The sequence below is a fragment of the Lysobacter antibioticus genome, assembly GCF_000731095.1.
GTDB lineage: Bacteria > Pseudomonadota > Gammaproteobacteria > Xanthomonadales > Xanthomonadaceae > Lysobacter > Lysobacter antibioticus_B.
Genome location: NZ_JMTZ01000030.1, coordinates 1 through 23288 on the forward strand (window position 1 = coordinate 1; position 23288 = coordinate 23288).

Below are 23288 nucleotides of genomic sequence, written 5' to 3' on the forward strand. Positions count from 1 at the left end.
CGTTGTCGTTGGTCACCGTCTTGACCAGGGTCAGCGTCGCCGCCTGGTCGTCGTTGTTGATGGTGCAGGTCGCGGTATCGCCGAAGGCGAGCGTCAGGCTGTTCGAAACGACCGGGGCGCCGCCGTTGACGACGCAGCTATAGGTGCTGGCGGTGTAGCCGCTCGGACCGCCGGTTTCGGAGAGGGTGTAGCTGCCCGGGCTGACCGGGGCATTGGTGACGGCGGTGGCGCCGGTGGCGCCGCTGATGTTGGTCGGGCCAGCCGCCTCCAGCGTCCAAGCCGTAGCAACCGCGGTGCCGCCGTTGTCGTTGGTGACCGTCTTGACCAGGGTCAGGGACGCCAGGATCGAGTCGCTGTCCGTCGCGCTGTTACACGGGGGATTGGCGACGTTACAGGTCGGATCGGTCACCCCGGTCGGGGGCGTCACGCTCGCGGTATTCACGGCCTGGGCATGCACCGGGTCCGCGGACAGCAGAAGGGAGGCCGCTAGCGCGACCGGCATGATCATGCGACGGCTGAACGCTGTCGCGAGGGCTTGGAATTTGGCGATCACGCTGTTTGCTCCCCGGTTGCCGTCGTGCCGAGCTCGTTGGCACGCGACGTGTTGCTAGCTAAGTGCTCGAAATGCTTCCCGGCCCCGACTACCCCTGTCGCCCGATCTGGCGCGACTGCTGCCTGCGTTACGTCGCAGGCGGCCATTGGACTCATCCTTCACATAAATGAATGGATGAGCCCCGATTGAAGAGAAGAACGGACACGGACATGCTCAGTGCGGCTGCAAAAACTGTGCCAGCCGTCTCACTTTTATGAAATCTGAAGATCTCAAAAAGCGGCTTGGTCTGGATGTGCCCCAAAGCGTCACTTTGGTTACTAGCGGCGCCAGTTGGCGCCAGCAGGGGCAAAGCGGATGGGAGAGCTATGTCTCCCCCGCGGCTGCAGCAGAGCGGCCGGCCGCGCTTGGGCCGGCCTGCGCCGTTGATTGTTTCAAATGAAACTTTTGTCTCGGTCCCGCGTCGAGCCATATCCCTCTCCCCTCTGAGAGTCCTATCGCTACAACTCGTTAAAGCCCCAACCCCTGTCCGCAGACGGGACCGATCTCGATGAAATCAGCCCTTTCGATAGTTAGTGTGCTTCCCGCTTGCGTTTAACAATCCACTAACCTCATCGCCCATTAATGTGACGATAAACACAGATTGCTCCGGAGTCACGGAATTTCGGTGACCGCCTGTCGGTTACATGCTTAGTTCGCTGAACCTCTATCAATAACTGAATGAGACGCCTGAACGGTTCAGCGAATGCCCGGGAAGAACCGGAGCGGCCTTGGAGATCGCGACCGCTAACCAAGCCCCGCCGGCGGCCCACGGCCAAGCCGCCCCGGCGGACTCGGGCAGCCAGTGAAACTTGAGGTGTCGGTCATGGCGTAAGCGGGCCGGTCCGACGGCCTCGGTCTCCGGCGGCAGCGCCTCTCAGGGCCGCTACGATCGCGACCCGACCGCAGTCTGCGAATGCCGAAGAGCGCACCCGTCGGCCGGCTGAAGTCGCCCTGGCCGGGAATCGCGCCCATAAAAAAGGGCGGCCCGAGGGCCGCCCTTCACACAACGCAGGAGATCCTGCACCCCGATAGGCGGTATCAGCCGCCGTTCTTGGCGCCGCCATTGGATTGGACCTTGGCGACGTAAGCCTTGTATTCGTCAGGCGTCAGCGCGCCGTTGGCATCGGCATCGGCCTGCTCGAAGACCTGACCCAGCGCCGGTACGGCAGCGGCCTCGGTCTTGCTCAGGTTGCCGTCCTTGTTGCCGTCGACGTCGGCCCAGCTTTTCTTCTGCGGGGCGGCGGCGGTCGGCTGGGCGGCGGAAGTCGCTGCTGCGTCCTGTGCACCGGTGGCCGCGGCGGCGGCGTCCTCGGTCGGCGGCGTCTGCGCGGCGGTCGTGGACTGTGCGAACGCGAGCGGCGCGGACAGCGAAGCGACCAGAGCCAAGGTACCGATCAGCGACTTGCGGGAAATCTGGTTCATGAATGTCTCCTGGAATGAGTTTGCTGTACTGCGCGGTCTCGACTGCCGGTGGCGCTTACCGCACGAGTCCACCTTGCCGCCGCGCTTCTGAACCGATCGGCGTCCGCAAGCGTTAAAGCTACGTTGGCTTAACCACAAGCGCGGCCGATGCCGTTAGGCCGTCGGCGAAGTGAGTTGCCGGAACACGGCAAAACGTGACCTGCAGCGCCAATAGACGGCGCGACGACGGCGCGCATTCGCTGAACACAACACAACCTTTACGAATGCGCAGGTCAACGCGATCGATGCGCTCTTCGCGCAGCCGCGCATTCATCGTTCAAGATCGGATTTATAGGCGGCGCAAAGCGCAGGCCGCGATGTCTCTATGCAGTCGCTGCGACGAAACGCAGCTCGCGCTGTGCCTGACTCGGTGCCGCCACGCTCAAACACAGCTCGGCCTCGCGCTCCAGGGCCTCGCGATCGGCGGCCTTGAGTGGCCTGAACGGGGCAATGCTCAAGGTCGCCGAGCGGGCGTCGCGCTGCAGCTTCCAGGTACCGGCGACGAAGCCGTCGACGAGGATCGTCGCCGCGACCAGGCCGTTGCGGGTGAAGATCGCGCCCCGCAAGGATTCGTCGAAGATGCGCGAACGCTCGGCGTGCGAGAGCAAGACATTGTCGAACTCGGGCAGCAACCGCGCCGGCGCCGGCGTAGTGAGGTCGGGACGCAGCGCATCGGGCAGGTCGAACAACTCGGTGCCGGCCTCGTCGCGAAACACCCGCAAGCCGGGGCGCAGGCGTTCGAGGCGCTCGCGCGTCGCCGTCAGCCCGGACCAAGTCGTCGCATCGCGTGCGCTGGCCGGGCCGAAGGCGCCGAGATAACGCAACAGCATCGCGTCGATCGCCGCCTCGTCGGCGTTGTCGTCTATCGACGCGCCCAGCCAATCGATCGCGGTGGCGAAACACGCGGGCTTATGCGAGTCCCACAGGCCCGCCGGGGGCACGTGCACCAAAGGCTCGGCGCCGCGCACCAACGAAGCCAGTGCGTTGGCGTCGTGATCGGGCCAATGCGCACGCAGCGCCTCGCCCAGCGCCGTCGCGCTGAGCGGCTGCGCGCGCAAGGCCTCGAAGCCGGCACGCCGCAACGTCGCCAAATCCAAACCCTGCAAAGCCCGCGCATGACCGCTCTGCAACGACAGCCGCTGCAACACCGGCTGCAACACCGGGCGCAGTCTTCGATAGTCCTGCGCGCTGACCAGATGCAAGGTGCCGCGCATCATCGTCGCGCGCACCACTTCGCGGGCCTGCATCGCAGCGGTCAGATCGTCCAGGGCGAAATCGCGCAACCGCGTCCACAGCCCCAGGTAAGGCGGATTGGGCGCCTGCGCCTGCAGGCCGAGCAGGCGCTCGACCATCGCCGGCACGGATTCGCGGCTGCGTTCGAGCAAGGACTGCCGCCCCAACAGCGCGCGGTTCAGCGCACGTGCGCTCAATACCTCGGCGGCAGCCTGCCTGGATTTGCCCGAACTCGCCGTCGCGACGCGTTTCGCGCTCGGCATCGTGGTCAAACCCCGCTCGAACGATGAACCGAGCGCATTGCCCCTCGCAGCGCCAAGGGCATTACGCCTCGTCTTCCGCGTAGACCGCCACGTGCGGCTGGCCGTCCTCGTCGAGACTGACCGCGACCACGATCGGCCGGCAGCAGACTTGGCAGTCTTCGATATAGCGCTGGTCGCCGGCGGAATCGTCGATGACCAGATCGATCGGCTCGCCGCAGTAAGGACATTGGACTTCGACGCTCGGCAACATGGCGATGCCCCGGTGACGGACTGCGCATAGCATGGTGCCGGGGCGATTCCTGCGTCCAGTGATTCCTCGTTCCTGACTGCGCCAGCGCATCGCGAGCGACCGTTCGTCGCCTGCGCCCGCGCGCTCACTCTGGACTAACCCGGCGCGGCGGAAGCTGATGACAATACGGCCCGGGCTGGCAGCAGCCTCTTGCCGGGCCGATGCGATCGGCGCCCTCGGGCGCCCCATGACGGCATGCGCCCATCAAGGCGAACCGTCCGCATCCGGAGATGCGACATGAAGACCCGCCACGTGTTCAGCACGCCCGACCTCGCCACCGCGCAAGCCGCCATGGATGCAGCGCGCGAAGCCGGCGTGCACGACGACGACATCCTGCTGATCGCGCGTTCCGACATCGAACTCAAGTCGATTCCGAACGATCGCAAGGAAGCCGATACCGACCTGATGTCGGCGGCGCTGCGCGGCGCCGGCTACGGCGGTGCCACCGGTTTGCTGGCCGGCTTGCTCGCGGTCGTGATCAGTCCGATCGGCCTGACCATCGCCGGCGCGGCGGCGGCCACCGTGGCCGGCGCCATGGTCGGCTGCTGGGCCTCGGCGTTGATGGGCTCGGCCCTGCCCGACCCGATACGGCGCAAATTCGACGCGCATATCCAGCAAGGCCGCATCCTGGTGGTGATCGACGGCGACCGCGACCTGCTGCTGCAAGCCGAGGCGCGGGTGCTGCGCAACGCCGTCGGCGCCGAACTGCTGCCCTTCGATTCGCTCAAGGCGTTCGCCTGAGCTCCAGTTCGCCGCCGCAGCGGCGGCGCGCTCACGACTTCGTAGCGTCCAGGCCTCATTGCCTGCGTGATCGCGTTTGCGAATCGCGGCGCCGCCCTTGCGTGCGCCGCGAACTGCCGATCCGGTCGCAAGACCGGCGGTTCTTCGATGGCACTCTCGGCCGGCCTCAAACCCACGCCTGCCGGACATCGGAGACCCACCATGAACCGCTCGATGCTCTCTCTCGTTTGCTCCACCGCGCTGCTCGGCGCCTTCGCCGCGCCCGCGGCCTGTGCCCTCGACCGCGCCAGAGCCGACAACGCCAGCGCGACCAGCGCGGCCGAATCGACCAAGGCGCTGCCGTTCACCGCGACCGAAGTCGCGCGCTTCAACGAACCCTGGGCGATGACCTTCCTGCCCGACGGCCGCCTGCTGGTCACCGAGAAGCGCGGCGTGCTCAAGCTGCAGACCATCGGCGGCAGCGCGCGCACCGTCAGCGGCGTGCCCACGGTCGCCTATGGCGGCCAGGGCGGCTTCGGCGACGTGATCCTGCATCCGCAGTACGCGACCAACAAATACATCTACATCAGCTACGCCGAACGCGGCAGCACCAGTGGCACCGCCGGTGCCACGGTCGCGCGCGCCAAGCTCAACATCACCTCGACCAGCGCTTCGCTGAGCGAACTGCGGGTGATCTGGCGCCAGCCGAAAGTCAGCGGCAGCAATCACTACGGCCACCGCCTCGCGTTCGGCCCCGATCGCAAGCTGTGGATCACCTCGAGCGAGCGGCAGAAGTTCGATCCGGCCCAGGACCTCAATTCCCCGCTCGGCAAGGTCATCCGCCTCAACGACGACGGCAGCGTGCCGACCGACAATCCCTTCTACGGCCGCGGCGGCGTCGCCGCGACGGTGTGGTCCTACGGCCATCGCAACCTGCTCGGCATCGCCTTCGATGCACAGAGCAAGCTGTGGATCCACGAGATGGGGCCGAAAGGCGGCGACGAAATCAACCTGATCGAACGCGGTTCCAACTACGGTTGGCCGCTGGTGTCGCAGGGCGATCACTACGACGGCACGCCGATCCCGCGCCACAGCACGCGCCCGGACCTCAACGCGCCGGAAGCCTGGTGGACGCCGGTGATCGCCCCGGCCGGCTTCGTCATCTATTCCGGCACCCGCTTCCCGGCCTGGGCCGGCAACGGCCTGATCGGCGGCCTGGCCTCGCAGGCCCTGATCCGCGTGCGCTTCAGCGGCAACACCGCCGCCGAAGCCGAGCGCTATCCGATGGGCAAGCGCATCCGCGAAGTCGAGCAAGGCCCGAACGGCGACGTCTGGCTGCTCGAAGACGGCACCAATGCGCGCCTGCTGCGGTTGACCCCGCTGTAAGCCCAGGCGCCGTGCCGTGGCCCTCTCCCGAACGCGGGAGAGGGCCACGGCCTTATTGCGCGGCCTTCAACACCGGCTTGCGCGTGCCCAGGGCGAGTTGATAACGCTGGTGCAGGGCCTGCACCTTGGCGATGTATTCCTGGGTTTCGCGATACGGCGGCACGCCGCCATAGCGCGCGACCGTGCCGATGCCGGCGTTGTACGCGGCCGCGACCAACATCAGATCGCCCTTGTAGCGCCGCATCAGGGCCTTGAGGTGGCGGGCGCCGGCGTTGATCGATTCGGTCGACGAGAACGGGTCGAGCACGCCATATTCCTTGGCGGTCTCCGGCATCAGTTGCATGACCCCTTGCGCGCCCTTGGACGAGACCGCCTTGGCATCGAAGCCACTCTCGGCATGGGCGATCGCGCGCAGCCAGGCATCGTCGACGCCGCTGGCCTTGGCCGCGGAACGGAACTGCGCCGGGAATTTATCGAGCTGGGCCTTGCCGACCTTGCCCAGGCCCGGATGCGCCGGCTCGCCGGGCGGCGTTTCCACGGTGAAACCCATCACCCGCACCGAACCGGGCAGCTTGCGCGTGCTGTACACGGTCTTGCCGTCCTGCTGGCGTTCGTAGAGGTTGCCGTTGATCACGCCCATCTCGCCCCACAGATTGGGCAGCTTGGCGGCGTTGTCGTCGAACTCCTTGGCGACGCAGCGCGAACCGGGTTCGGGCGCGGTGGCGAGGCTGACGGTGCCGTCGCGCACGCAGCGATACACGGTGCGCGCCTGCGCCTCCGCGGCCAGCGCGAACAGGACGACGGCAGCGACGACACGCAGGGCGGCGGACGGACGGGTGTTCATTCGCCGCGATTCTAGGCCCGCCGGCGGCCCGCGCCAGCGCCGAAGGTCAGGGCGGCGGCGCTGGGTTCACGATTGCCAAGATCGCGTTCAGCCACGAAAGCGGCTCGAACCCGGATCGCCCCTGGCGACCAGGCCGGCGCAACAGAAAGGGCGGCCTCGCGGCCGCCCTTCTGCGTTGGCTGGGGACGGCCATCGCTCGCGATGGCCGTCGTCCTGGAATCAGGTGCCCGAACCGTCTCCGCTCGCCGACGGAGCGGCCGCATCGGCCGGGGCGGCTTCGGCCGCCGGTGCGCTCGATGCCGCCGGCGCGTCGGTGGTCTCGCCCTTGCTGGCGCAAGCGGCCAGGCCGAGCACGCTGATAGCGGCCAGGCCGTACAGTGCGGTGCGAATGGTGGTCTTCATGGATGCGGTTACCTCCGGTGTCGTGTGAATCGAATCGATCGGATCGGTTGGATCGTCGTTGCTGCAACGCGTGCCGTGGTTCGTAGGCACGGACTGCACACTGCGGTCATCGCCATGAACGAAAACGCGCCGCGAAGTCCGCCGGCTACGTTTCTTTAACCAGCCCGCCGGCGATACGCGTTAGGCGCGGCCCGATGAACCGGCGAAAACGTGCGTCAGGCCTCATTCGTGCCTTCGGCGATCGCGCGACCGCGACTGAACGCAACAAAACGTTTACGAACCGGGCGCGCATTCGGCGCAGCTCGACGCTCCTCGATCGCATGGCGACGTTCGCACGCATCGGCCGGACCCCGCTGCGACCCGGCCCAGCCTGCTTATGCGCTTCGCTCCGGCCCACATGCCGCAGTGCGGATTGAAAGCGGCAGGCCGCAGGCACTAAGGTGCGACGAGATCGGCGCCGCATGCGGTCCGCCGCACCGCCACCGAGCGAGGGGAACCACCGTTTGAGCCAGCCGACGCCGCACGCGCCCGTTTCGTCCTCGCCCGCCGCCGCGGCCCCTGCTCCGGACGACGGTCGCCCCGGCACCGTCCGCGCCGTCAGCCGTTGGCAGATCGTCGGCCTGTCCATCAACGACGTGATCGGCAGCGGCATCTATCTGTTGCCGGCCACCGCCGCCGCCCTGCTCGGCCCGGCCAGTCTGTGGGCAGTGTTGCTGGCCGGATTCGCGGTGGCCCTGCTGGTGCTGTGCTACGCCCAGGCGGCGAGCTATTTCGACCAACCCGGCGGCGGCTATCTCTACGCCCGCGAGGCTTTCGGCCCCTTCGCCGGTTTCGAGGTCGGCTGGATGCTGCTGGTCACGCGCATCTCGACCGCGGCCTCTCTGAGCAACGGCCTGGCCGAGGCGGTCGGGCTGTTCTGGCCGGCGGCGAAAGGCGGGGTCGCCCGCGTGGCGGTGGTCGCCGGCTCGCTCGGCCTGTTGGTGTTGATCAACGTCATCGGCGTGCGCACCGCGGCGCGGGCCGGCGTGGCCCTGGCGATCGGCAAGCTGCTGCCGCTGCTGTTGTTCGTCGCCATCGGCGCGTTCTATTTCGATGCTTCGCTGTTGTCCTCGGACACGCCGATGCCGATGGATCACCTCGGCGAGGCGGCGCTGTTGTTGCTGTTCGCCTATGCCGGCTTCGAAAACCTGCCGGCGGCCGCCGGCGAATACCGCAATCCGCGCCGCGACGTGCCGTTCGCGCTGCTGACCATGATCGTCCTGGTCACCATCATTTATTTCACCGTGCAGTTGGTCGCGCTGGGCACCTTGCCGGGCATCGCCCAGTCGTCGAGCCCGCTCGCCGAAGCCGCCGCGCATTTCAGCGGCACCGGCTTGGCGCTGGTGCTGACGGTCGGCGCGGCGATCTCCATCCTCGGCACCAACAGCAATACGGTGATGATGGGCCCGCGCTATCTGCTGGCCTTGTCCAAGGATGGTTACGGGCCGCGCGCCCTGTCGGCGATCCATCCGCGCTTCCACACGCCGGCGCGTGCGGTGGTGCTGCTGGGCGTGGTCGCGCTGGCGCTGGCGCTGACCGGTTCGTTCCAGCAACTCGCCCTGCTCTCGGTGGTGGCGCGCCTGTGCACCTACATCGGCACCGCGGTGTCGGTGCTGGTGCTGCAGAAGCGTCATGGCAAGAGCGAAGGCGCGCTGCAACTGCCAGGCGGCCCGATCATCCCGATCGCGGCGATCGTGCTGTCGCTCGGCCTGCTCGCCAGCGCCAGCACCGCCAACCTGATCGCCGCGGCGATCGCGCTCGCGGTCGGCGCGGTGATCTACAAGTTCCGGCGCAAGCCCGAGGCCTGAGCCGCAGACATTGCACGCCGGCGGTTCGCCGCCGGCACGCCGCAGCGGCACCGGGAGGGGGCATCCGAAGCAGCGCTTGACCTCGACATTACTTGAGGTTTTAAGCTGCCCGGCATGTTCCCCAACCACCGACCTGCATGCATCCCAACATCAAACTCGCGCTGATCTACGGCAGCGCGCGCGAGGGCCGCTTCTGCGACGTCGTCGCCGAATGGACCCAACGCCATATCGACCGATACGGCGGTTTCGAAACCGTACCCATCGATCCCGCCGACTGGCCCTTGTCGGGTCGCGTCCTGCGCCAGGACGAAGCGCAACTGCAACAGTTGCGCCAGCGCCTGCACGCCGCCGATGCCTTCGTCATCGTCACGCCCGAATACAACCACGGTTACCCGGCGCCGCTGAAGGCGCTGATCGATGCCTGCTACGAACCCTGGCAGGCCAAGCCCGTCGCCTTCGTCAGCTACGGCGCCAGTTCGGGCGGCCTGCGCGCGATCGAGCAACTGCGCCAGGTCTTCGCCGAGCTGCACGCGGTGACCTTGCGCGACAGCGTCAACCTGGTCAGCGCCTGGCGCCAGTTCGGCCCCGACGGCGAACTGCACGAACCGCTCGCCGCGGGCAAGGCCATGACGACCATGCTGTCGCGGCTGAGCTGGTGGTCGCAGGCGCTGCGCGATGCGCGTTCGGCCACGCCGTACGAAGCCGCGGCCTGAGCTCGCTTATTGCAACGGCGGCGCCGGCGGCGGCGCGGGCGCGGGCGCGCCGTCCGGCAACTGCATGAGCTGGCGTTGCAGATCGAACAGGATCGCGGCATCGCCCGGCTGCCATTCGCGCGCTTCGTTGCCGCGGAAACGGCGATGGAACGCCGCCAGCGCCGCCCCGGGGTCGCGCAGGTCGTAGCCGACCAAACGCAACGCCGCCCAAGCATCGAAACCCGCGGGCGGTTCTGCAGGCATGGCGCGCGGCCACAAGCCGAAGCCGGCCTCGGCCAGGCGCCGCCACGGAAACAGCACGCTCGGGTCGGTCTTGCGCGTCGGCGCGAGGTCGCCGTGAGCGACGATCGCATGGCGTGGAATGTTCAGGCGCCGGGTCAGGTCGTCGAGCAGGCGCAGCAGGCTGTCGATCTGGGCCTGCTCGAAAGGTTCGCTGCCGTCGTTGTCGAGTTCGATGCCGATCGAGGCCGAATTGAGATCGTTGATCTCCCCCCAACTGCCGGCGCCGGCATGCCAGGCGCGCATCGTGTCGGCGACCAGTTGATAGATGCGTCCGTCGGCGCCGATCAGGTAATGGGCGCTGACCCGCCCCTGCGAGTTGCGCGTCTGCAGGGTCAGCAAGGCGCGCTCGGCGCTTTCCATCTGGGTGTGGTGCAGCACGATGAGCTGCGCGCCGCGCTCGTTGTAGTTAGGCGAAGCCTTCCACTGCGCGAGCGGATTGTGCGGCGGCGCGGTCGCGCAGGCGCCCAGGGCGAGGATCAGCGCTGCGGCGCACGAATGCAGCGGACGACGATAGGGCATGGACACGCGGTGGCGCTCGTGAGGCGATCGATGCGCCGATGATCGCGCGAGCCGGCAATCGCGGGCAAATGCTCGCGAGTGCGGCAAGATCGCGCCTTAGGCCGATTCGACCGCCTATTCATCCGCTGCGGCCTGCGCTTTGGTGACGCGCTCGCCAAAACGCCGGTACACGGGCGCCTACAGTGGCCGCCGGCATGGGCACTCCCCGCGCCCCGGCGCCGCCGGACCAGCGTGCCGCGCGGCGCCGGACGATTCGTCACGACCATTCGCCACGACAGGAGGATCACGCATGAAGCGCAAAGGTTTCGGACTCGTCGCCGCATTCGCCTTGGCCGCGTTCGGCTTCGGTTTCGGCATCGCCCAGGCGGCCTCGTCGGCGCCGGCCGACCAGGCACTGTGCAGCTACAAGATTTGTCAGGACCGCTGCGGCGGCATGCCGGGTTGGTACCCGGGCAATGGCCAGCCCTGTCGTTGCTGCGATTGAGCCGCGATAGCGACTAAAGCAGGCGATTGACGCAGGCGCTTGCCGCGCGGGTCGATCCGCGCGGCAAGCGGCCGATTACATCGTCGGCCGGCCTTGCTGGCGCAGCAACTCCGGATCCTGGCCGCGGGCCTCTTGTTCCTTGTGACGCTGCGATGCGGTCTTGCACACGCGCTCGACCCGGTTGCTGCCGATCGGCCGCACGCGCTCGCAAATCAACTTCTCCTCGTCGCTGCGCGCGGCCTGCGCGATCCAGGCCAGGTCGCCATGCGCACTCTCGCGTTCGCTCTCGCTGAGGTCCTCGTAACGACGGCCTTCGAGCAGCTTGACCAAGCGCTCCTGGCGCGTCGTCAGTTCCCTACGGGCATTCGCGTCGAGGCCGCCATAGGCGCCCTTGCCGGTCTCGACTTCGGTGCGAATCTGCTTTTGCTGCTCCAGCACGCCCTGTACTTCGAACGGTGCCCGGTCGGGCGAAGCCGTGGCCGTCGCGCAAGCCGCGGCCAGAATCAAGGTCGATAGAATCTTTCGCATGGTCCCTTATGCCTCGTCGATAACGGCGCGGACGCCGCGGGGCGACGAACCGTCCGGTTCGCCTTCCCTGTCATGGATGGTCGATGCCGGCGCCATCGCACATCGACGCCCGGCGTCCCGATCCTAATCGGGACGCCGGGCACACTCCATAGACTTTCGACCTAGGCGATTGTCCTAATCGGGCGGTTCGTCCGAAGATCCCGGCCGGCTCAGGGCTTCAGCCAGTTGTTCGACACCGCCAGCATCGACAGCAGCTTGACGCTGTCGCCGTAGTAGTCGCTGGGGCCGCTGGAGACGGTGTAGCTCCACAGCTTGTCGAGCCAGGCCTGGGCATTCGGGTCGACGGTCGCGGCGACCGCGAACGGCGCGGTGAAGAACATGCTGTTGTAGTTCTCGACCACCTGGCCATCGAGGCGATAGCCGCTGCGCACGCGGTTGGGATCGTTGCCGGCCTTGACCCGGATCCACTGGCTCAGCTTGCGCGCGGCGCTGCGCGAACGGCTGTCGCCGCTGACCGCGGCGTCGATGCCGATCCGCCACGGCACCCGTCCGGCGTTCCAGGAGTAATAGCCGTCGGTGTCGGCTTCGAGGAAGTTCGCCGGCGCCGGCTTGGCGGTCGTGTTGGTGTTGACGATGAAGTCCGGCACCAGGCCGGTGTTCGGCGCGTAACTGGTCTGCATCGTCGACAACAGGTTCTGGTGTGCGCCGAGCACGCCGGTCCAATAACTGTCGCCGAGCTTGCTGGCGAAGGAGCGGAAGTGGCCGAGCATCCAGTCGGAACTGCGGGTGGCGTAGTAATGCTTCGGCGTGTCGGTGCTGACCCAGTCGCCCAGGTTGACCAGCTTGGTGGTGGGATTGACGTTGCTGCGGCGGATCGCGGCGATCACCTTGCGCGCTTCGGCGGCGTAGTTGATCGCGCCGCTCGAACCCCATTGCAAGTCGGCCAGCAGCAGGGCGTAGGCGATGTCGAGATCGCCGTCGGTGGCCGAGTCCGGGTCGAGGATGTTGTTGCAACTGGCGTTCTGCGCCCAGGCCAGCAGGTCGCTGTCGTTGGAACTCGGATGGCCGCGGTTGTAGCGGTGCAGGCCGTCGAACAAGGTCTGTGCCTGCGGGTCTTCGCCGGCCATCATCACCGTGATCAGCATGCCGTAGCCCTGTCCCTCCGAGACCACGTAGGCGTCCTCGGTAGCGGCCTTGACCCGATACTCGCCGGCCTTGCAGGCCGGAACGAGGTAGCGCTGCTTCCAGGTGCGATAGAACGAGGCCGTGGACTGGTCGGCCGCGGCGCGGCCGACGCTCGGGCTCAGGGTGCCGCTGGCATAAGCCTGGCGATGACTGCCGAACGGGAAGTTGGGTGCGGCCGCGGCCGAGAACGCGGCGGTGGTGGCGACGGCGAGAGCGAGCGATTGCAGACAGCGTCGCAGCGAGGTGTGGCGCGTCGTCTTCGTGTGCACTGACATGGGTGTCTCCGAAGGTGGGGAACGAAGGCCTGGCGGGAACCGCGCGCGCACTTCGCCATTCGCCGCTCCGATTCGACGGCGCGGCATGGCTGGTGTTCGATGAACGGATCGAGTGCGGGCGCGGCGGCGTTACGCGTCCGACAACGCGCGATGCACCGCGCCGGACGCAGACCGAGGCTAGCGCGCGGTGCAGCGCAGCATTCGTTCAGACGTGACCGCGCGCGTGAATGCGGCGGGCAGGCTTCGCAGATCGACGATCGTCGTAGGCCTAGAGATAACTCAGCCAGCGATCGCGGCGCCGCGCCTTGACCCCGGCGAACCAGCGCGACAGCGGATACAGCGCCGCCAGCACGCCCAGCCACAGCCCGAATACCGCCGGCAGGCTCACCCCCCAACCCGATTCGGCGATGCGCCCGGCGTTGCCGAGAATGCCGACGAACACCGCCGCCGGAATGCCGCTGGCGACGCCGACCAGCAAGGCCAGGCCGTGCACGAGATAGATATGCAGCAGGTAGGTGAACAAGGGCGTGCGGCCGAATGCGAGCAGCACGCGCCGCAGCCAACCCGCGCAATGCTCCAACGCCAACATCGCCAACAGCGATACGCCGAGCGTGACCAAGGCATACAGCAGCGAAGGCGGGTACTTGGAAACGTTGACGAAGGCCATCGCATCGAAGAGCGGGTCGGCCTGGCGCTGCCACGCCGAGGGATCGCCGAAGCCGATGCCGGCACGCAGGATCGCGAACGCCGCCAGCATCGCCAGCGCGAGCGCGGCGACGACGCGCCGGCGCCGCGGCGCATCGAACAAGAACAGCGGGCCGAGGCCATAGCCGAGGCAGAGGATGCCGACCCAGGGCAGTGCCGGATAGGCGACGAAGCCTTCGAGGCCGGGCACCGCGCCGGGCCGCATCGCCAAGGTCCACAGCGGCGCCAGCGCCCCCCATCGGCTCGGGTCGAATCCCGCCAGCAAACCGTGCCCGGCGATGATGACGATGCCAAGCGCAAGCACCGCCGTGCGCGGCAGCCAGATCAAGGCCGCCATCGCCACCATGCCGACGCCGATCGCCCAGATCACCTGCAGGAACAGGAACGGCCAGACGAAGTTGAAGCCGAACACGATCACGGTCAGTTCCAGCACGATCAGCCACAGGCCGCGGCCGAGCAGGAACCGTGACTGCGCCGGACGCGGATAAGCGCCGCCGGCCTGTTGCAGGAAGATCGACACGCCGGCTAGCAGGACGAAGCTGGGCGCACACAGGTGGGTGACCCAGCGTGTCGCAAACAACAACGGCGTGGTCTTGGCCAGGTCGGTCGGACTGAACACGAACGCCTGCCAGTGGAAGTAGTCGCGCACGTGGTCGAGCACCATCAACGCGATCACCAGACCGCGCAGGGCATCGACCATGTCCAGGCGCGCTGCGCCGAGGCGGGGCGGGCCGAGAGCGGACGAGGGCGAATCGGCATCGGGCCGATCCGATGCGGCGACGGTAGACGGCGTACTCGGCATGGCGGCGGCTTCCGATGGCCTGGCCGCGAGCATAGCGCCTGCGCGGGCCCGCCACCGGCACCGGCCGCACCGTTACCGCGGCCCTGGCCGGCGCCATCGCGGCGCCGGCCAGACCGGTTTACTCCTTGCGGATGGCGTGGCCGCCGAATTCGTTGCGCATCGCCGCCAGCAGCTTGTCGGCGAAGGAGTCCTTGTCGCGCGAGCGCAGGCGTTCGAGCAGCGAAGCGGTGATCACCGGCGCCGAGACGTTGAGATCGATCGCCTCGGCGACGGTCCAGCGGCCTTCGCCCGAGTCCTCGACATAGGGCGCGATGCCGTCGAGCGAAGGGTTCTTGGCCAGCGCGTCCGAACTCAGGTCGAGCAACCACGAGCGCACCACGCTGCCGTGCCGCCAGATCTCGGCGATCTGGTGCAGGTCCAGGCCGAAGTCGGCCTTGTGCCCCATGATCGCGAAGCCCTCGGCATAAGCCTGCATCAGACCGTATTCGATGCCGTTGTGGACCATCTTGGTGAAGTGGCCGGCTCCGCTGGGCCCCACCCGGCCCCAACCGCGATCCGCGGCCGGCGCCAGCGTCTCGAAGATCGGACGCAGGCGTTCGACCGCGGCTTCGTCGCCGCCGATCATCAGGCTATAGCCTTCCTTGAGGCCCCAGATGCCGCCGCTGGTGCCGGAGTCGACATAGTGCAGACCGTGCTCGGCGAGTTGGGCGGCGCGCCGCATGCTGTCCTTGTAGTTGGAGTTGCCGCCGTCGACCACGCTGTCGCCGGGGGCGAGCAAGGGCAGCAGTTCGGCCAGGGTCGAGTCGACCACTGCGCCGGCCGGCACCATCAGCCAGACCGCGCGCGGCGCCGGCAAGGCCGCAACCAGTTCGCGCAGGGAAGCAGTCGCCTCAATGCCGCGCGTCACCGCCTGCTCGCGCGCCGCCGGACCGGGGTCGAAACCGACCACTCGATGTCCGCCGCGCACCAGTCGTTCGGCCATGTTGGCGCCCATGCGCCCCAGACCGACCATGCCCAGATCCATGATGTCTCCTTTGTTGTATTCGGACGGCAGGCGCCGCAATCCATCGGGTTCCGGTGCGCGTTGGCGACCGGGTCGACGCCATTGTCGCGTCTGCGATGCAAATCGGGTGTGATCGCCTAGAAGATGGACGCAAAGCGAAACGTCGCAATCGCAGCATGCGCAACGCTCCGGTCCAGCATCGACACGACCTGGCGCCGACACGAACCTCGGCGCCTCATCGATCGCATCGGCCCGATCGCGCCGCCGATGCGGCGATCTAGTCCTTGCCGGTCTTCGCCCGCTGGCGCATCTGCATCGCCTCGAACACCGCGATCGCCGGCGCGCTCGGCTGGTCGACGGGGATGTCGTGCGAGCTGTTCTCGATGATGACCCGCTTGCCCAGGCGCGTGGTGCCGATCAAGGCGGTGTGGGTCTGCTCGCGGGCCGCGCTGAGGGACTGCTGGTCTTTCGGCGAGGCGCCCGGATAAGGCCGGTCGGCGCTCAACACGATCACCGGCTTGCCGTCGTGGCGTTCGCTCTTCGGCACCGGCCCGTCGTACAGCGCGCCGCGGTGTTCCGAGGCCGAGATCAACCCGGCCCAGAACGCCGGCTTGGAACGCCAGGCGAGGATCGCCGCATTCAAGCGTTCGCTGTAGTTCGGATTCGGCCCACGCAGACAGGACTTGAGTTCGGCCGGCGGCGTCGCGGTCAGCCGACCGTCCCGCGCGCCCTGTTCGCAGCTGCGGTACATCGCCAGCATCTTCGGCGCGATCTCGGCTTCGCGTTGGGCATAGCCGGGGGAAAATTCGGCGACGTTCTGCACCGGCGGGTCGACCAGCACCAGCGCCGCCACCTGCTTGGGATAGCGCTCGTCGAAACGGCGCACCACCTGACTGCCATAGGAATGGCCGATCAGGATCAACGGTGTATCGAGGTCGGCCGCCTCGATCAAGGCATGCAGGTCGGCGACGTCGGCATCGAGATCGCGCGGCAGCGGGCCGGGGTCGCTGTAGCCGACGCCGGCGCGGTCGTAGGCGCAGACGCGGTTGCGTTCGGCGATCAGCGGCTGCGCCTTGGCCCAGGACAGCGAATCCGCAGCGAAACCGGCGTCCAACAGGACCGTCGGCTCGCCCTGACCGCTGCAGCGCAGATTGAGATGGCGCCCCTTGCCGATGTCGACCCGCTGCGCGGGTTCGGCGTAGGCGTCCAAGGCCAGATCCGGAACGGCTTTCGCTGTCGGCCCGGGCGGCGCATCGGCCGCGCCGGCCGCCCAGGCCACGGTCGCCAGCAGCGCCGTCGCCAGCCTGCCGCAGGTCTTGTTCGGACTGCTCATTACCGCCCTCGCCTTCGGTCAATGAAGCGGCGATGGTAAGCAGGAGTGCGCCGCAGCGAGATGGGGGCCGCGGCGGCCGAGACAGATGCGATTCAGTTCCGCAGCACTGCCCGGATGCGCCGACGGCAGCTGCAAAAAATATTTTCGCGAACGTGTCGATCCGGCGGTCGCCGGTTCGTCGTCATTACAAGAGCGCGGCTTCGCAACACGCTACGACACCGGACGGCCGCCGCTTCCCATAACGACATCCCCAGGAGATACCCCGATGCGCTTCATGATGCTGATGATTCCCAAAGGTTACGAATCCGCCGCAGCCGGCACCTTGCCGAGCGCAGAAGCGGTCGAGGCGATGATGGCCTACAACCGCGAATTGCAGGAGGCCGGCGTGTTGATCGCGCTCGACGGCCTGCACCCTCCGTCGATGGGCGCGCGGGTCAGCTTCGCCGGCGGCAAGCCCAAGGTCACCGACGGCCCGTTCCCGGAAGCCAAGGAAGTGCTGGGCGGCTACTGGATGATCGATGTCGCCTCGCGCGAAGAAGCGATCGCCTGGGCCACGCGCTGCCCGGGCTCGGACAACGAGACCATCGAAGTGCGTCAGGTCCAGGAGATGGAAGATTTTCCCGAAGACGTGCAGCAGGCCGCCGCAGGCTTCGAGCAGTTGCAGAATCGCGGCATCCTGAGCCCCATCCCTTCCCTCTAAACTTAAGCAGACACCCGCATGTTCAAGATCATCTTGCTCGTCATCGTCGTACTCGTCGTCGTGTTCGCCATCATCGCCGCCCTGCAGCCATCGAAGTTCCGCATCGCCCGCAGCATCGTCGTCGATGCGCCGCCCGCCGTGGCCTTCGCCCAGGTCGAGGATTTCCGCATATGGCCGGCGTGGTCCCCGTACGAGAAGCTCGACCCCAACCTGCAGCGTCGTTACGAAGGCCCGGCCATCGGCGAAGGCGCGATCTACGATTGGGCCGGCAACAAGGACGCCGGCGAAGGCCGCGCGACTGTACTCGAAAGCCGGCCCGGCGAACGCATGCGGATCCAGCTCGCGTTCCGCAAGCCCTTCCAGGCCACCAACCTCGCCGAGTTCGCCTTCAAGCCGGTCGGCGACAAGACCGAGGTGACCTGGTCGATGAGCGGCGAGAAGAACTTCATGTTCAAGGCGGTGGGCTTGCTCATGAACATGGACAAGGTGCTCGGCGCTCAGTTCGAGGACGGCCTGAGGCAACTCAAGAGCATCGCCGAAGGCCAGGCGCGCGCCTGAGCGCGCCAGTCCGGCAACGGATTACCCACGAAGGCCGCCGCGATGCGGCCTTCGTCGTTTCGCGCTCCGATCAGGCGATCTCGCGACCCGCGCCGGCTTGCCAGATCCGGTACCAGTCCTCGGCATCGAGCTCGATCGACAGCGCCGCGACCGCATCGCGCAGGCCCTGGACGCGGCCGCTGCCTGTGATCGGCCACGGCCGCGACGGATGCCGCAGCAACCAGGCATAGGCCATCGTCGCCACCGAGGCGCCGTAGCGTTCGCCGAGCGCGGCCAACACCTCGTGCACGCGTACGGCCTGGGCATCGCCCTGGCTGAACAAACGCCCGCCGCCGAGCGGCGACCAGATCATCGGCCGCATTCCCAGGGTCTGGCATTGGTCGAGCGTGCCGTCGTCCAGCGCCGCCAGATGCAGCGGCGAGAGTTCGACCTGGTGCGTCGCCAGCGAATGCCGCGAATGCAGCAGCGCCAGTTGCGACGGCGAATGATTGGACACGCCGACCTGCAGGACTTTGCCGGCCGCCTTGAGCTCGTCGAAACAACGGCCGAGCGCATCAGCGTCCATCAACAGGTCGGGGCGGTGGATCAACAACAGGTCGAGGCGATCGGTGCGCAGCGCGCGCAATGAATTCTCGACCGAAGCAATCACGTGCTCGGGCGAGGTGTCGTAGGACTTGACCCGGTGCGACGGGCGTTGCGCCGAAGTCAACTTGATTCCGCACTTGCTGACGATCTGGATGCGCTCGCGCAATCCGGGATTCGCCGCCAGGGCCTCGCCGAACAAGGCCTCGACGCCGTAGTCGCCGTAGATGTCGGCGTGGTCGAAGCTGGTGATGCCGAGATCCAGGGCCGCGCCGATCCAGTGCAGGCGTTGCTGGACGTCGAAATTCCACTCGGCCATGCGCCAGGCGCCGGCGACGATCGGAGACAGGAACGGATCCGGATGGGACATGGGCGGGGGCCGAAGTCGAAAGACCCCAGTCTAGGGGGTCGCCCGCGGCGGCAGAAGTCCGCACCGCCTCGGCGATCAGGCCGGCTGCCGCTCGACCAGTTCGCCCGCGCGCGCATGCACCTCGTCGAACACCGCCTCGAGACCCGGGTGGACACCACGCACGCCGGCGACGACCTGCGCCGACCAATCGAAATAATCCTGCTTGCGTTGCGCCGGCCAATCCGCCGGCGGTTGCGCGAGCAGATCGCGCAAGTTGCAGATCTTGTCGGCCAGCTTGATCAGCTGGGCCTCGCGCGACAGCTGCGGCGCGTGCTCGATCTGCAGGCGCTTGCGCTCGGCCTTGGGCAGCGACTTGTCGTCGCTGACCTCGAGCACGATGGCGGCGATACGCGCGCCGAACGCCGCTTCGATCTCGGCCGCGCTGGTCTGCGTGTCCTCGACGGTGTCGTGCAACAAGGCCGCGCACAAGGCGTTCGCGTCGTCGACGCCGCCTTCGTTGGCCAGCACGTCGGCCAGGGCGATGGGGTGATTGATGTAGGGCGAGGCCTCGGCATCGCGGCGGCGTTGATGGCGGTGGCGCTCGGCCGCGAAGGCGGCGGCGCGAATCAACAATCCATGGGTCGTGTGCATGAGCTGCTCCTTGCAGGTCTCCGCCCAGCGGCTCGCGCCACGCAGCATCGGCTGCGCGGCGGGAATCGGAAAGGGGACGGCGACGGGTCGTTCGCGGGCTGCGAACCGGCACGGCCGCTGCGGCCATTATAGACCGCCGCAGCCGCGCCGGTCCCGGCGCAATGTTTCCGCTGAGAAACGCTTGCGCGCCCTCGCTGCGCTTACGTAGCCGCGACGGCGGCGAGCGCCTCGATCTCGAACAGCATGCCGTCCAGCGCCAGTCTCGGCACCGGAATCAGGGTGCAGGTCGGGCGGTGCTCGCTGCCGAAGGCCGCGGCCAGTTCGGCGCCGAACGTATGCAGGCGCGCTTCGCTGTGATCGACGATCAACACGGTCAGCTTGACCACGTCCGACGGCGATGCGCCGGCCGACCTCAACGCGATGACCAAGTTGTGCATGGCCTGGCGCACCTGCGCCTGGAAATCGTCGGCGAGCGCGCCGTCGGCGGTTTCGCCGCCCTGCCCGGCGACGAACACCCAGCGCACCGCGCCGGCGACTTCGGCCACGTGCGAGTAACCATTGGGGGCGGGATCGTAGAGACCGGCCGGGTTGCTGAGGATCAGGACCGGCTTCGGGTTTGCAGCGTTCATTGCGATTCCTTCGATGTGGGGTTATCGAGCTGCGGTCGATCGCCGTCATATTCAATACGACGGTCAGTGCGGCGCTTCGACTCGCTCTCTAGCTCACGACGATTCACTGCATCGGTCTGTGACATCCGCCGGCTCGGCTGGTCTCGTCAGCGTGGCCATCGGCCTGCATCGATGGCTGGATGCAGACGAAGCCCGCGCCTTCTTTGCTCCCTTTGGTAACGGGGCCACGCCCGAAGCGCACGAAGCCCGGCACGCCGGCGCGTGGGGATTTGCTTCAGCCGATGAGGCGACAGAGAGAGCAAGAGCAAATCCCCCCGCCCCCCTCAACAAAGGGGGAGTGCGGTGTGGATCGGGCAGCGTGGCGTCGGGCAGGAGCCTGCGTCCCGACGAAGGTTTCAGGGCCTGTCGCCGACATTCAGCGCAAAGCCTTCGTCTAGCCAACCGGTGATTCCGCCGGCCATCAGCTTGACCGCCAGGCCCAGCTGAGCGAGGCGCACCGCCGCGCGCGCCGCGCCGTTGCAATGCGGCCCGGCGCAATAGACCACGAACAGGGTCGAGGGCGGGTACGCGCTCATCTTCGAGGCGATGATCTTGCGGTGCGGCAGGCTGATCGCGCCCGGCAAATGGCCTTTCGCGTAAAGCGCGGGGCTGCGCGCGTCGATCAGGACGAAACCGGGCGCGCCCGATTGCAAGGCTTCGTGGGTATCCCAGCAATCGGTCTCGAAGGCGAACTGCGATTGAAAGTGCTGCAGGGCCAGCTCGGACGCAGCGGCAGGGATCTCGGTGACGGCGTTGCGCATGGCGGGTTCCGGGAAACGATGGGAGGAGGTGCAGCCATTGTCGGCGCGGCCGGCTCCGGCCACTATTGGCAGGAATGCCAAGCATCGATCAAATCATGCCGAAGTCGACACCCCGCCCCGGCCCCACCAACCCGCGCGTCGCCGTGCTCGCCTACGACGGCCTGTGCGCGTTCGAATTCTCCTGCGCCGCCGAGGTGTTCGGTTTGGCGCGGCCAGAACTCGGCGCGGGCTGGTACCGCTTCGAGACCTGCGCCGCGCAACGCCGCCCTTTGCGCGGCCAGTACGGGCTGAAGATTTCCGCCGATGGCGGACTCGACCGCCTGGTGCGCGCCGGTACGGTGATCATTCCCGGTTGGAGTTCGATCGATGCCGCGGTGCCGACACGCATCGTCGAAGCGCTGCGCGAAGCCCATGCGCGCGGTGCGCGCCTGCTGTCGATCTGCTCGGGCGCGTTCGCGCTCGCCGCGACCGGGCTGCTCGACGAACGCCGCGCGACCACGCACTGGCGCTATGTGGACGCCCTGCGCGAGCGCTATCCGCGCATCCGTGTCGATCCGAATGCCTTGTACATCGACGAAGGCAGCCTGCTGACCTCGGCCGGCAGCGCCGCCGGCCTGGACTTGTGCCTGCACCTGGTACGCCGCGATTGGGGGCCGAAGATCGCCAACCACGTCGCCCGCCGCCTGGTGATCCCGCCGCACCGCGAAGGCGGCCAGGCCCAGTACATCGACCGCCCGATCGAGCGCGAGGCCGACAACGCGCTGTCGCCCTTGCTCGAACGCATGCGCAAGCGCCTCGCCGAACCGCTGCCGGTGGCGGTGCTCGCCGACATGGCCGCGATGAGCGAACGCAACTTCATGCGCCGCTTCAAGCAGAGCACCGGCATGACTCCGGCCGACTGGCTGATCCAGGCGCGCGTCGACCGCGCGCGCGAACTGCTCGAAACCACGGCCTGGGCGATCGACCGCATCGCCGGCAGCACCGGCTTCGGCAGTGCCATCACCATGCGCCATCACTTCCGCCGCAAGCTCGGGCTGAGCCCGCGCGATTACCGCGAGCGCTTCGCCCGCGACGCCTCAGCGGCTGCGAACCGCTAAGTCGCCCTAACCCGCATCGACCCGGTTAGTCGCGCAACACGCCGGCGGCCTCCAGCCAACCCCGCAGCCCCTCGCAGTCGCGATAGCGCAAGCCGCGCGCGCCCAGTGCCACCGCGGCGGCGACGTTGTCGGGGTCGTCGTCGACGAACAGCGCCTGCCGCGCCTCGACCCCGGCACGGGCGAACGCCGCACGGAAGATCTCCGGCTCCGGCTTCAGCAAGCCGAGTTCGCTAGAGTTGACCACGGCGTCGAAGCGTTCGCTCAGCCCGAGCGTCTGCAGGTCGCGCGCCAGCCGCGTGGTCGCATTGCTGACCAGGACCAGGCGCAGATCGGGACGGCAGTCGTCGAGCAAGGCCATGACCTCGGTATCGAGCTGTCCGCAAGGCTGCGACCACTGCCCGACCGCGGCCTCGGCCTCGCTGCCGGGATAGCTCGCACGCAGGCGCTCGGCCACTTGCTCGCGCCATTGCTCGTCGGTAATGCGGCCGGCCAGCGCCTGGTCCAGCAAGGCCGGCACGAAGGCGATGCGCCGCAGGCTGCCGATCGGCAGGCCGTGGGCGATTTCGATCGCATCGTCGCTGGCCGGCCATCGGCGCAGCACGCCGTCGAAATCGATCAACAACGCCGCATAGCCCGGCGCCTGGGCCGTAGCGAGGCCGTGGTCGTTCATGCCGCGATTATCCGCGCGTCCGCGGCGACTCGCCACGGGCAGCGACGCGATGAATACGACGCGGCAAACACGCGCCCGCGCGCGATCAGGCCTTGCGCGGCGGCATGCGAAACTTGCGCCCACCCTTGAGCAAGCCCATGACCGCGTCGTGGCATTGCGTGCAATAGAAGCCGCGCTCCTGGCCCGAACGCGGGTCCAGGTTCTCGTGCGGCTCGACGCAGTCGGGCAGGTAGGGACGAATCGACTTCATGTCGAGCACCGCGGAGTAATACACCCATTCGCGGCATTGCTCCGACCAGGCCTGGCCGCGAAAGCCGACCGCAATGCCGGCCGCGGCCAGGGCGTGTTCGAGCGGGCGCAGGTGTTCGCAGACCATGCTGCGATCT

27 protein-coding genes are annotated in these 23288 nt (G+C 67.7%); 8 read left to right on the forward strand and 19 right to left on the reverse strand.

The window, feature by feature from the left end; genetic code table 11:
* From EX88_RS23700 to EX88_RS0110630, 5 genes are all read right to left on the reverse strand, one after another.
* Positions 1–427 (reverse strand): hypothetical protein (locus tag EX88_RS23700; protein ID WP_430536907.1); only part of this gene is annotated, 427 nt, incomplete at its 3' end.
* A gap of 1203 nt (positions 428–1630) precedes the next feature.
* The gene (locus EX88_RS0110620; RefSeq protein WP_031371971.1) at positions 1631–2014 is read right to left on the reverse strand and encodes a hypothetical protein; all 384 of its coding nucleotides are present in this window, start codon (positions 2012–2014) and stop codon (positions 1631–1633) included.
* A gap of 118 nt (positions 2015–2132) precedes the next feature.
* On the reverse strand, positions 2133–2327 hold the full coding sequence (locus tag EX88_RS25930; RefSeq protein ID WP_152566217.1) for a hypothetical protein: 195 nt from the start codon (positions 2325–2327) through the stop codon (positions 2133–2135).
* 49 nt (positions 2328–2376) lie between these two features.
* The gene (locus tag EX88_RS0110625) at positions 2377–3549 is read right to left on the reverse strand and encodes a winged helix DNA-binding domain-containing protein (protein ID WP_051884929.1); all 1173 of its coding nucleotides are present in this window, start codon (positions 3547–3549) and stop codon (positions 2377–2379) included.
* Positions 3550–3610: 61 nt separating this feature from the next.
* Positions 3611–3799 (reverse strand): CPXCG motif-containing cysteine-rich protein, encoded by a 189-nt coding sequence (locus EX88_RS0110630; RefSeq protein ID WP_031371973.1) that lies wholly within the window; start codon positions 3797–3799, stop codon positions 3611–3613.
* Positions 3800–4075: 276 nt separating this feature from the next.
* On the opposite strand from EX88_RS0110630, the gene EX88_RS0110635 reads away from it, so the two are divergent.
* Positions 4076–4579, forward strand: a complete 504-nt coding sequence (locus EX88_RS0110635) for a hypothetical protein (RefSeq protein WP_031371974.1) — start codon at positions 4076–4078, stop codon at positions 4577–4579.
* A 201-nt stretch (positions 4580–4780) separates the two neighbouring features.
* Positions 4781–5944, forward strand: coding sequence for a PQQ-dependent sugar dehydrogenase (locus EX88_RS0110640; RefSeq protein ID WP_031371975.1), 1164 nt, complete (start codon positions 4781–4783; stop codon positions 5942–5944).
* A gap of 52 nt (positions 5945–5996) precedes the next feature.
* Here the strand turns inward: EX88_RS0110640 and EX88_RS0110645 are convergent, their stop codons facing one another.
* Together EX88_RS0110645 and EX88_RS26675 are read right to left on the reverse strand one after the other, a co-directional pair.
* Positions 5997–6788, reverse strand: a complete 792-nt coding sequence (locus tag EX88_RS0110645; RefSeq protein ID WP_031371976.1) for a lytic transglycosylase domain-containing protein — start codon at positions 6786–6788, stop codon at positions 5997–5999.
* Positions 6789–7007: 219 nt separating this feature from the next.
* Positions 7008–7190, reverse strand: coding sequence for a hypothetical protein (locus tag EX88_RS26675; protein ID WP_031371977.1), 183 nt, complete (start codon positions 7188–7190; stop codon positions 7008–7010).
* Positions 7191–7693: 503 nt separating this feature from the next.
* On the opposite strand from EX88_RS26675, the gene EX88_RS0110655 reads away from it, so the two are divergent.
* Together EX88_RS0110655 and EX88_RS0110660 are read left to right on the forward strand one after the other, a co-directional pair.
* Positions 7694–9037, forward strand: a complete 1344-nt coding sequence (locus tag EX88_RS0110655; RefSeq protein WP_051884931.1) for an amino acid permease — start codon at positions 7694–7696, stop codon at positions 9035–9037.
* A 137-nt stretch (positions 9038–9174) separates the two neighbouring features.
* Positions 9175–9750 (forward strand): NADPH-dependent FMN reductase, encoded by a 576-nt coding sequence (locus EX88_RS0110660; RefSeq protein WP_031371979.1) that lies wholly within the window; start codon positions 9175–9177, stop codon positions 9748–9750.
* A 6-nt stretch (positions 9751–9756) separates the two neighbouring features.
* Here the strand turns inward: EX88_RS0110660 and EX88_RS0110665 are convergent, their stop codons facing one another.
* A complete protein-coding gene (locus EX88_RS0110665) occupies positions 9757–10551 on the reverse strand; it encodes an N-acetylmuramoyl-L-alanine amidase (protein WP_031371980.1) in 795 nt (264 codons plus the stop codon).
* Between the two features lie 289 nt (positions 10552–10840).
* Here EX88_RS0110665 and EX88_RS0110670 point away from each other — a divergent pair, with 289 nt between their 5' ends.
* Positions 10841–11035 carry a hypothetical protein gene (locus EX88_RS0110670; protein ID WP_031371981.1) on the forward strand — a complete coding sequence of 65 codons (195 nt, stop codon included), beginning with the start codon at positions 10841–10843 and terminating at the stop codon, positions 11033–11035.
* A gap of 75 nt (positions 11036–11110) precedes the next feature.
* Here EX88_RS0110670 and EX88_RS0110675 read toward each other — a convergent pair whose 3' ends face one another.
* The 5 genes from EX88_RS0110675 to EX88_RS0110695 form a co-directional block, all read right to left on the reverse strand.
* Positions 11111–11563, reverse strand: a complete 453-nt coding sequence (locus tag EX88_RS0110675) for a hypothetical protein (protein ID WP_031371982.1) — start codon at positions 11561–11563, stop codon at positions 11111–11113.
* Positions 11564–11772: 209 nt separating this feature from the next.
* Complete coding sequence (locus EX88_RS0110680; protein ID WP_051884933.1) at positions 11773–13023, reverse strand: glycosyl hydrolase family 8; 1251 nt, start codon at positions 13021–13023, stop codon at positions 11773–11775.
* A 268-nt stretch (positions 13024–13291) separates the two neighbouring features.
* The gene (locus tag EX88_RS0110685) at positions 13292–14530 is read right to left on the reverse strand and encodes a DUF1624 domain-containing protein (RefSeq protein ID WP_051884935.1); all 1239 of its coding nucleotides are present in this window, start codon (positions 14528–14530) and stop codon (positions 13292–13294) included.
* Between the two features lie 118 nt (positions 14531–14648).
* The gene (gnd, locus tag EX88_RS0110690) at positions 14649–15554 is read right to left on the reverse strand and encodes a phosphogluconate dehydrogenase (NAD(+)-dependent, decarboxylating) (RefSeq protein WP_031371985.1); all 906 of its coding nucleotides are present in this window, start codon (positions 15552–15554) and stop codon (positions 14649–14651) included.
* 256 nt (positions 15555–15810) lie between these two features.
* On the reverse strand, positions 15811–16866 hold the full coding sequence (locus tag EX88_RS0110695; RefSeq protein ID WP_031371986.1) for an alpha/beta fold hydrolase: 1056 nt from the start codon (positions 16864–16866) through the stop codon (positions 15811–15813).
* Between the two features lie 265 nt (positions 16867–17131).
* Between EX88_RS0110695 and EX88_RS0110700 the strand changes: the two genes are divergently transcribed.
* Positions 17132–17566, forward strand: coding sequence for a YciI family protein (locus EX88_RS0110700; RefSeq protein ID WP_031371987.1), 435 nt, complete (start codon positions 17132–17134; stop codon positions 17564–17566).
* Between the two features lie 18 nt (positions 17567–17584).
* Positions 17585–18124, forward strand: a complete 540-nt coding sequence (locus EX88_RS0110705) for an SRPBCC family protein (protein ID WP_031371988.1) — start codon at positions 17585–17587, stop codon at positions 18122–18124.
* Between the two features lie 70 nt (positions 18125–18194).
* On the opposite strand, the gene EX88_RS0110710 is transcribed toward EX88_RS0110705, so the two are convergent.
* The 4 genes from EX88_RS0110710 to EX88_RS0110725 all read right to left on the reverse strand — a co-directional run bounded on the left by EX88_RS0110710 (position 18195) and on the right by EX88_RS0110725 (position 21135).
* Entirely contained in the window at positions 18195–19076 is an 882-nt protein-coding gene (locus EX88_RS0110710) for an aldo/keto reductase (protein ID WP_031371989.1), read from the reverse strand.
* A gap of 75 nt (positions 19077–19151) precedes the next feature.
* The gene (locus tag EX88_RS0110715; RefSeq protein WP_031371990.1) at positions 19152–19706 is read right to left on the reverse strand and encodes an HD domain-containing protein; all 555 of its coding nucleotides are present in this window, start codon (positions 19704–19706) and stop codon (positions 19152–19154) included.
* A 200-nt stretch (positions 19707–19906) separates the two neighbouring features.
* Positions 19907–20335 carry a RidA family protein gene (locus EX88_RS0110720; RefSeq protein ID WP_031371991.1) on the reverse strand — a complete coding sequence of 143 codons (429 nt, stop codon included), beginning with the start codon at positions 20333–20335 and terminating at the stop codon, positions 19907–19909.
* 395 nt (positions 20336–20730) lie between these two features.
* Positions 20731–21135, reverse strand: coding sequence for a rhodanese-like domain-containing protein (locus EX88_RS0110725; protein ID WP_031371992.1), 405 nt, complete (start codon positions 21133–21135; stop codon positions 20731–20733).
* A gap of 95 nt (positions 21136–21230) precedes the next feature.
* Between EX88_RS0110725 and ftrA the strand changes: the two genes are divergently transcribed.
* On the forward strand, positions 21231–22232 hold the full coding sequence (ftrA, locus tag EX88_RS0110730) for a transcriptional regulator FtrA (RefSeq protein WP_031371993.1): 1002 nt from the start codon (positions 21231–21233) through the stop codon (positions 22230–22232).
* 25 nt (positions 22233–22257) lie between these two features.
* Here ftrA and EX88_RS0110735 read toward each other — a convergent pair whose 3' ends face one another.
* Both EX88_RS0110735 and EX88_RS0110740 read right to left on the reverse strand, forming a co-directional pair.
* Positions 22258–22902 carry an HAD-IA family hydrolase gene (locus tag EX88_RS0110735; RefSeq protein WP_031371994.1) on the reverse strand — a complete coding sequence of 215 codons (645 nt, stop codon included), beginning with the start codon at positions 22900–22902 and terminating at the stop codon, positions 22258–22260.
* Positions 22903–22987: 85 nt separating this feature from the next.
* Positions 22988–23278 (reverse strand): hypothetical protein, encoded by a 291-nt coding sequence (locus tag EX88_RS0110740; protein WP_051884936.1) that lies wholly within the window; start codon positions 23276–23278, stop codon positions 22988–22990.
* Positions 23279–23288: the final 10 nt, after the last annotated feature.

Coding starts and splice junctions, on each gene's coding strand:
- EX88_RS0110620 (WP_031371971.1), bottom strand. CDS start 2,014: ATGAACCAGATTTCCCGCAAGTCGCTGATCGGTACCTTGGCTCTGGTC.
- EX88_RS25930 (WP_152566217.1), bottom strand. CDS start 2,327: ATGAATGCGCGGCTGCGCGAAGAGCGCATCGATCGCGTTGACCTGCGC.
- EX88_RS0110625 (WP_051884929.1), bottom strand. CDS start 3,549: ATGCCGAGCGCGAAACGCGTCGCGACGGCGAGTTCGGGCAAATCCAGG.
- EX88_RS0110630 (WP_031371973.1), bottom strand. CDS start 3,799: ATGTTGCCGAGCGTCGAAGTCCAATGTCCTTACTGCGGCGAGCCGATC.
- EX88_RS0110635 (WP_031371974.1), top strand. CDS start 4,076: ATGAAGACCCGCCACGTGTTCAGCACGCCCGACCTCGCCACCGCGCAA.
- EX88_RS0110640 (WP_031371975.1), top strand. CDS start 4,781: ATGAACCGCTCGATGCTCTCTCTCGTTTGCTCCACCGCGCTGCTCGGC.
- EX88_RS0110645 (WP_031371976.1), bottom strand. CDS start 6,788: ATGAACACCCGTCCGTCCGCCGCCCTGCGTGTCGTCGCTGCCGTCGTC.
- EX88_RS26675 (WP_031371977.1), bottom strand. CDS start 7,190: ATGAAGACCACCATTCGCACCGCACTGTACGGCCTGGCCGCTATCAGC.
- EX88_RS0110660 (WP_031371979.1), top strand. CDS start 9,175: ATGCATCCCAACATCAAACTCGCGCTGATCTACGGCAGCGCGCGCGAG.
- EX88_RS0110665 (WP_031371980.1), bottom strand. CDS start 10,551: ATGCCCTATCGTCGTCCGCTGCATTCGTGCGCCGCAGCGCTGATCCTC.
- EX88_RS0110670 (WP_031371981.1), top strand. CDS start 10,841: ATGAAGCGCAAAGGTTTCGGACTCGTCGCCGCATTCGCCTTGGCCGCG.
- EX88_RS0110675 (WP_031371982.1), bottom strand. CDS start 11,563: ATGCGAAAGATTCTATCGACCTTGATTCTGGCCGCGGCTTGCGCGACG.
- EX88_RS0110680 (WP_051884933.1), bottom strand. CDS start 13,023: ATGTCAGTGCACACGAAGACGACGCGCCACACCTCGCTGCGACGCTGT.
- EX88_RS0110685 (WP_051884935.1), bottom strand. CDS start 14,530: ATGCCGAGTACGCCGTCTACCGTCGCCGCATCGGATCGGCCCGATGCC.
- gnd (WP_031371985.1), bottom strand. CDS start 15,554: ATGGATCTGGGCATGGTCGGTCTGGGGCGCATGGGCGCCAACATGGCC.
- EX88_RS0110695 (WP_031371986.1), bottom strand. CDS start 16,866: ATGAGCAGTCCGAACAAGACCTGCGGCAGGCTGGCGACGGCGCTGCTG.
- EX88_RS0110700 (WP_031371987.1), top strand. CDS start 17,132: ATGCGCTTCATGATGCTGATGATTCCCAAAGGTTACGAATCCGCCGCA.
- EX88_RS0110705 (WP_031371988.1), top strand. CDS start 17,585: ATGTTCAAGATCATCTTGCTCGTCATCGTCGTACTCGTCGTCGTGTTC.
- EX88_RS0110710 (WP_031371989.1), bottom strand. CDS start 19,076: ATGTCCCATCCGGATCCGTTCCTGTCTCCGATCGTCGCCGGCGCCTGG.
- EX88_RS0110715 (WP_031371990.1), bottom strand. CDS start 19,706: ATGCACACGACCCATGGATTGTTGATTCGCGCCGCCGCCTTCGCGGCC.
- EX88_RS0110720 (WP_031371991.1), bottom strand. CDS start 20,335: ATGAACGCTGCAAACCCGAAGCCGGTCCTGATCCTCAGCAACCCGGCC.
- EX88_RS0110725 (WP_031371992.1), bottom strand. CDS start 21,135: ATGCGCAACGCCGTCACCGAGATCCCTGCCGCTGCGTCCGAGCTGGCC.
- ftrA (WP_031371993.1), top strand. CDS start 21,231: ATGCCGAAGTCGACACCCCGCCCCGGCCCCACCAACCCGCGCGTCGCC.
- EX88_RS0110735 (WP_031371994.1), bottom strand. CDS start 22,902: ATGAACGACCACGGCCTCGCTACGGCCCAGGCGCCGGGCTATGCGGCG.
- EX88_RS0110740 (WP_051884936.1), bottom strand. CDS start 23,278: ATGGTCTGCGAACACCTGCGCCCGCTCGAACACGCCCTGGCCGCGGCC.